The organism is Spirulina sp. 06S082, assembly GCF_034932145.1.
In the GTDB taxonomy this organism is placed as follows: domain Bacteria; phylum Cyanobacteriota; class Cyanobacteriia; order Cyanobacteriales; family Spirulinaceae; genus CCY15215.
In genome coordinates this window covers 20,706-27,535 of record NZ_JAYGHV010000014.1, presented here as the reverse complement: position 1 = coordinate 27,535, position 6,830 = coordinate 20,706, and the positions used below count along the sequence as shown (strand labels likewise).

Sequence of the window (6,830 nt, the reverse complement as noted above, 5' to 3'; positions counted from 1 at the left end):
ATAGTGAAGTGTGGGATGTAGCCGTCGATCGCACTTTCAGGGGAAGTTTTACAAATTGCCAAACGCGGTTAGATGAGTGAGAAAAATTTGCGTCGCGATCGGGAAACTCTTCTTCGTTTGCAATGGGAGTAATAGAAGGAGTAATAGGAATATTATTACATTCTTCTTCGTTCCGTTCCTCAATAAAATTACACCAACGCTCGAGGACAACTTCCGGATATAAATCAACTTTTAAATCCGACTGACGGTGTTTCCCCTCCTCATGGGTGCATGAAGCCAATTCTAGAGACGTTAAAGCGCCGATCCCTCCCATTCCCGTGCTAATTTGTTGTTTCCACGTCGGGTTTTGTTGAATGACCTGCCCATGTTCCCCCTGTAACATCAAGGGTATCGGCAACTGTTCTAACAGAGTCAGTAAAGATTTTAGCGTTTGCGGGTCTGTCGCTACGGACTGAGGCAACACCGCACTTAAAAGCTGCCAAGTATCGAGAAGCCCTTGAAATCTTCCTTCCTCATCCACAAGAGCGCAATATTGGCGATCGCGTCCCAAACTTTCCCTTTGTAGATGCGATCGCGTTTCCTCAATACTCAACGAAGTGGGCAAAATTGTAATCGGTTCGAGGATATCAGCAAAATCAGGATTTTCCCTGCCCCTCTGATTCCCTAGTGAATGCACAAAAGGGGCAAAATGAAAAGTATCTTGCCACTGTTCCCAGCCTTCTTGTGGGGCGATCGCGGCCATGGTTTTTACGGCAACTTTTTTCCCTTGCAGAGAAATATTTTTCAGAGAAAGATTGCTATTGATATAGAGCAACAGACGGGATAAGCGAACGACTCCGAGAGGATAGCCGCTCTCCTCAAGGGCAATAATAATTTCCGTATTCTTTTCCTTAAAGATTGCCAACAGTGCCTCAATATTGGCACTCTGTTCGCAAACGGGGACTGGACGAATAAATTGTTTCAGGGTGGGAGATGAACTCAACATGGAAGAGGGACGCGATCGCTATTTAGGATGGGAAATTGGGTAAAACTTGGGGATATAACATTCTCGATCCCGGCAGGAGACCCTATTTTATTATGGATCCCTAACCTGACTTCTCGGAAATGATAATTACAATTAATTACAATTCTTAGTGTGGCTCAACAACTGGCTCAACAACTGCGATCGCAAAACTTTTCTAGAATCCCATAATTTTTTTCTCATTATTCGTGAATTTTATATTATTTTAAGATTAGGTCTAAAGCAGCCAGAGCAAATAGTCGGCTAAGGTTTGTCAGGAACCTCAGCCTTTAGGCGTGAGGCTTGAAAGAGAAATCTGACAAGCCATTCTGACCAGACTAAGTACCCAGCGTACTACGTTATTTGGGTCACGACACCTTGGAATGCGAAGCTAGTTCCTCGCTCTGTCGTTAGCAGTTAAACAATTTTAAGGTCACTGAAATAGTGCTGCTAACCTAACAAGCCCAAATAACATTGTCGAAGCTAACATTACCCTAGAAATAGGAGGCTCGAAAGAGCAAAACCGCTATGCGTACAGGGTTGTTTAATTAGATACAGTAATTGTCCTGTTAAAAGTGCAATACAAAAGCACCCTAATTGAACAACTCCAAGGCGGTAGCGAAACTAATATAAAGCCGTCCTATAAGGACGGGGTTTCTACCCAATTTTTCTGATGATTAATGACGAGTGATACTTCAGCCCCGATCGCCCCTCCCAATCCTCAATTATCTATTTGTGTCTATGCTAAAACAGAGGGTTTGTGTCAATCGTTGGAAAATTTACTGAACGGCGATCGCTACCGATACCAACAATGCAGCACTCAAAAGGATTTCCTTGATTTCGTCGAAAGCTATAAAGAGAGCATCGACTGTTTAATTTTACAAAATGCCGAGACCGAGTTAGAAGTCCTCGATCTGCTCTGCGATCGCGGAGTTTTGCTCCCCATCGTCATTATTGAACCCACCAACTCTCATAATACCAACCTGAGCATCGAACCCTCCTCAGCAACATTGCGTCATGCTACCCCAGAAGCCACCCATTACCTTTATCATACCGGGGAAGTCTGGTTATTAGGAACCCAGATCGAACAGATTTCTACAGCGATCGAACGCGCGATCGCCAAATTCCTCAAACTAGCCCCCACCAGTAACTTACCCTCCTCAGCCCATCCCCACGAACCCACCAAAGAACAAAGCAAACAAAACTTTCTCCTCTTGCAGCAACGCCGTCTGGCAGAAAAACTCCAAGAACGTCTAGGCTACTTAGGAATTTATTATAAACGCAATTCTCAAGACTTTTTTCGGAATCTCTCCCCCCAAAATAAAAAAGCCTTATTGAAGGAATTAACCGACGACTATCGCGAAATATTCTTAAATTACTTCACCCCCAACTATCCCCTGAATCCCATTTTGGATCAATTTGTCAACCGTGCCTTTTTTGCAGACCTTTCCGTTTCGCAAATCCTAGAAACCCACATGGAACTAATTGACGAATTTGCCCAACAGTTGAAATTAGAAGGACGAAGCGAAGAAATCTTACTGGATTATCGTCTTGTTCTCATCGACATTATCGCCCATCTCTGTGAAATGTATCGGCGATCGATTCCCAGAGAAGATATTCCCTTTGAAGTCTTTGCACCAGGAGAATAAAATTTAAAATAAAATCTCAATCTGCGTTAAACTGCTAATTTATTCTTGATTAACCTCTCGTTCCCCACTAACCGGCCCCCATGAGTCCCTCTAAAAAAACTTACGTTCTCAAGCTCTATGTTGCTGGCAATACACCCAACTCCGCTAGAGCGTTAAAAACCCTCAAAACAATTCTCGAACAAGATTTTCAAGGAGTTTATGCCCTAAAAGTCATTGATGTTCTTAAAAACCCTCAACTTGCCGAAGAAGATAAAATTTTAGCAACTCCCACGTTATCTAAAGTTTTACCTCCTCCCGTTCGGAAAATCATCGGCGATCTGTCCGATCGCGAAAAGGTTTTGATCGGCTTAGACCTTCTCTATGAGGAAATCTCAGAAGCCTAAAAATAAGGCTGAATTTAACACTGGTTTTCTACTTTTTTTATCATCTTTTAAAACTGAATTTAGTAATTTTTTTTAGGGAAATGCTCAATGAGTCAAACAAATTCTAACGAAAAATCTGATAATCGAACTCTTCTTCAAGGTGTCCGCAAACTGCAAACAATGATTGAAGGTTTTGACGAGATCAGTCATGGTGGAATGCCTGTTGGCAGAACAACATTGGCAAGCGGAACATCAGGAACAGGTAAAACTCTTTTAGCCACTCAATTTATTTATAATGGCATCAAACAATTTGGAGAAGCCGGGATATTTGTAACCTTTGAAGAATCCCCCCAAGATATTATTACCAACGCTTGTAGTTTTGGATGGAACTTACAAGAACTGGTCGATCGCGGCAAACTATTTATCTTGGATGCTTCCCCGGATCCTGAAGGTCAAGAAGTCGTCGGAAATTTCGATCTTTCCGCATTAATCGAACGCATTCAATATGCCATTAAAAAATACAAAGCCAAACGAGTTTCTATTGACTCAGTGACAGCAGTTTTTCAGCAGTATGAAGGCGCATCGGTGGTGAGACGAGAAATTTTTCGTCTTGTAGCGCGGCTCAAACAAATAGGTGTCACCTCAATCCTAACCACAGAACGAGTCGATGAATACGGCCAAGTTGCACGTTTTGGCGTAGAAGAATTTGTTTCTGATAATGTTATTATCCTGCGGAATGTCCTGGAAGGAGAACGACGAAGACGCACGATTGAAATTTTAAAATTGCGGGGAACGACCCACATGAAAGGAGAATATCCTTTTACAATTACTAATGATGGGATTAATATTTTCCCCTTGGGAGCAATGCGCTTAACTCAACGTTCATCTAATGTTCGCATCTCTTCAGGAGTAAAAACACTGTATGAAATGTGCGGTGGTGGTTTCTTTAAAGACTCGATTATTTTAGCAACAGGAGCAACAGGAACGGGTAAAACATTATTAGTCAGTAAGTTTTTACAAGAAGGATGCAGGCAGGGAGAAAGGGCAATTTTATTTGCTTATGAAGAGTCTCGCGCTCAGTTATCTCGCAATGCTAACTCTTGGGGAGTTAACTTTGAAGAAATGGAACAGAAAGGACTACTAAAACTGCTTTGTACTTATCCTGAGTCGGCAGGATTGGAAGATCATTTACAAATGATTAAATCTGAAATTGAAGAATTTAAACCGGCTCGTATTGCGATTGATTCCCTTTCCGCTATGGCGCGAGGAGTCACCAATAATGCCTTTCGACAGTTTGTAATTGGGGTCACGGGATACGCCAAACAAGAGGAAATTACGGGATTTTTCACCAATACGACGGATCAGTTCATGGGGTCAAATTCGATTACTGAGTCTCATATTTCCACGATTACAGATACGATTATCATGTTGCAATATGTGGAAATTCGCGGGGAAATGTCGAGGGCAATTAATGTCTTTAAAATGCGCGGTTCTTGGCACGATAAAGGCATTCGCGAATACGCGATCAATTCGGGAGGTCCTGATATTAAGGATTCGTTCCGCAATTATGAGGGAATTATTAGTGGTTCTCCTCGGCGCATTAGCGTTGATGAAAAAAGCGAACTTTCTCGTATTGTTCGAGGGGTGCGGGGAAAAACCCAAGATGAAATCTAGAATGTAATCTTGTAGAAAATATACCTATCCAACAAATCGCAATACCATCTCCCGGTGTTTGTGTCACCCTAGAAGAAGATCGATCGCCGGCAAAGGATAATTTAGAGAGGGAATGTGAAAATTCTATTGGTTGAAGATGATACCAGTCTTGCGGCTACTATCGGCGAAGCTCTCAAAGCGCATCGTTATGTTATTGATGTCGCATCCGACGGTCAAATGGGGTGGGATTTACTGGAACTCTTTTCCTATGATGTAATTTTATTGGATTTACTGCTGCCTAAATTAGATGGTTTGAGCTTTTGTCGCCAAGTTCGCGATCGCGGCGATCGCACTCCCATTCTGTTGCTGACGGGTCAAGAAACCAATGATAGTAAAGTAATGGGTTTGGATGCTGGAGCCGACGATTATCTCGTTAAACCCGTCAATCTAGGGGAATTGTTGGCTCGTATTCGTGCTTTGCTGCGGCGAGGTCGGGAATCCTTGACTCCAACTCTTTCTTGGGGAGCCTTGCAACTTAATCCTAATAGCTGTCAAGTCACCTACGAAGATCGCCCTGTCAAACTCACGGCCAAGGAATACGAGATTTTAGAATTACTATTGCGAAATCCCCAACGCATTTACAATCAACACGCCCTGATCGATTGCCTTTGGCCTATTGATGAATCCCCCTCGGGCAGTGCCGTTAGAACCCATATTAAGGGCTTGCGCCACAAATTGAAAAAAGCGGGAGCCGGGGATGCGATCGAAACAATTTACGGGTTGGGTTATCGACTCAGAGAGGCATCTTCCTCTACTTTTCCCTCAAATCCGAGCAATCCCGAAGAAGGCGATCGCCAAGAGATTCCCGCAACAGTCCTCCCCTATCTTACTATCGCTTGGGAGCTTCATAAAACGAAATATCTCGATCGCCTGGTCAAGGTTGAAAAGGCGATCGCCGCTCTCATCCAAGGAGAACTTAATGAGGAGTTACACCATTCTGCACTGCAAGAACTCCATATCCTTGCCGGTTCTTTGGGTAGTTTTGGACTGATGGAAGCATCGAAACAATCTCGCCATCTCGAAAAATATTTGCGAGATTCTTCCTTAGCAGCACAAAAGGGACGAGAATTACAAAACTGGGTGGGAAAACTGCGCCAAGAGATAGAAGGAACTGGAGAAAATCCCTCTCCAGAAGCGTTAACAGAACAAGAAGCAAATACTGCTGAAATTGCTCCTTATTGCGCCTATCCCACCCTCCAGAAACTTTTAATTGTCGATGATGATATCGGTTTAACAGACATTCTTGCCCAAGAAGCAAAAAATTGGGGACTTGTGACACAAACTGCGAATAGTCTGGAAGCGGCACGAAATGCGATCGCCAGCCAAATTCCCGATATTCTTCTCCTCGACTTGAACTTTCCCGACTCCGAACTTGCTGGTTTTATCTTGCTTTCCCAATTAAAAATCAAGCATCCCGCTCTTCCCGTGGTTATCCTCACTGCCAGCGAAACCCTGACCAATCGTGTGAAAGCGTCTCGTTTAGGGGGCTGGTGCTTTCTCGCCAAACCCATTGCCCCCTCCCTCGCCCTACAAATTGTTTGTCAAACTTTAAAACAATCTCAACCCCATTCCCTGCGAGTTCTGATGGTTGATGACGATTCCGACTTACTGCAATGGCTGCAGCAATGCTTAAAAACCCATAATATCGAAGCGATCGCCTTAAACGATCCCAAACAATTCTGGCCGGCACTGCGCCAATTTCAGCCCGATCTTTTACTCCTCGATCTGAAAATGCCGCAACTGAGTGGCATAGACCTTTGCCAGATCGTTCGCAGCGACCCTAACTGGCAGCATTTGCCTATTATTATGCTCTCGGCTCAAAGCGATCGCGCGATCGCCCAAACAGCCTATCAAGCCGGAGTTAATGACTATCTGCAAAAACCCATTGCTGAAACTCAACTGATTAACTGCATTTCGTACCAGATCGAGCATGGCAACAACAGTCGTTAACGAAACTGGAGCATTGAGCCACAAATAAAGAACAGGATATTTTATCTAATCCATAAGCATTTTTGTGGTATCGCCTTTTACTGCTTTCCCTCTAAGGTTTTCCCCTCTTTTCCGATCTCCTTTTTGTTGCTTACCTTCTCTGTTCTGACTGCATCG

At 43.5% G+C, this 6,830-nt stretch carries 5 protein-coding genes; 4 read left to right on the top strand and 1 reads right to left on the bottom strand.

Going from position 1 to position 6,830, the window contains the following annotated elements; all coding sequences use genetic code 11:
• The coding region (locus tag VB714_RS02640) for a CBS domain-containing protein (protein WP_323220898.1) at positions 1-985 on the bottom strand (985 nt) is incomplete at its 3' end.
• A gap of 695 nt (positions 986-1,680) precedes the next feature.
• Here VB714_RS02640 and VB714_RS02635 point away from each other — a divergent pair.
• From VB714_RS02635 to VB714_RS02620, 4 genes are all read left to right on the top strand, one after another.
• Positions 1,681-2,649, top strand: a complete 969-nt coding sequence (locus VB714_RS02635; protein WP_323220896.1) for a circadian clock protein KaiA — start codon at positions 1,681-1,683, stop codon at positions 2,647-2,649.
• A gap of 80 nt (positions 2,650-2,729) precedes the next feature.
• Positions 2,730-3,032: a circadian clock protein KaiB gene (kaiB, locus tag VB714_RS02630; protein ID WP_204103544.1), complete on the top strand. Its 303-nt coding sequence runs from the start codon at positions 2,730-2,732 to the stop codon at positions 3,030-3,032.
• 87 nt (positions 3,033-3,119) lie between these two features.
• On the top strand, positions 3,120-4,685 hold the full coding sequence (gene kaiC / locus VB714_RS02625; protein ID WP_323220893.1) for a circadian clock protein KaiC: 1,566 nt from the start codon (positions 3,120-3,122) through the stop codon (positions 4,683-4,685).
• Between the two features lie 114 nt (positions 4,686-4,799).
• Positions 4,800-6,674, top strand: coding sequence for a response regulator (locus VB714_RS02620; protein ID WP_323220891.1), 1,875 nt, complete (start codon positions 4,800-4,802; stop codon positions 6,672-6,674).
• Positions 6,675-6,830: the final 156 nt, after the last annotated feature.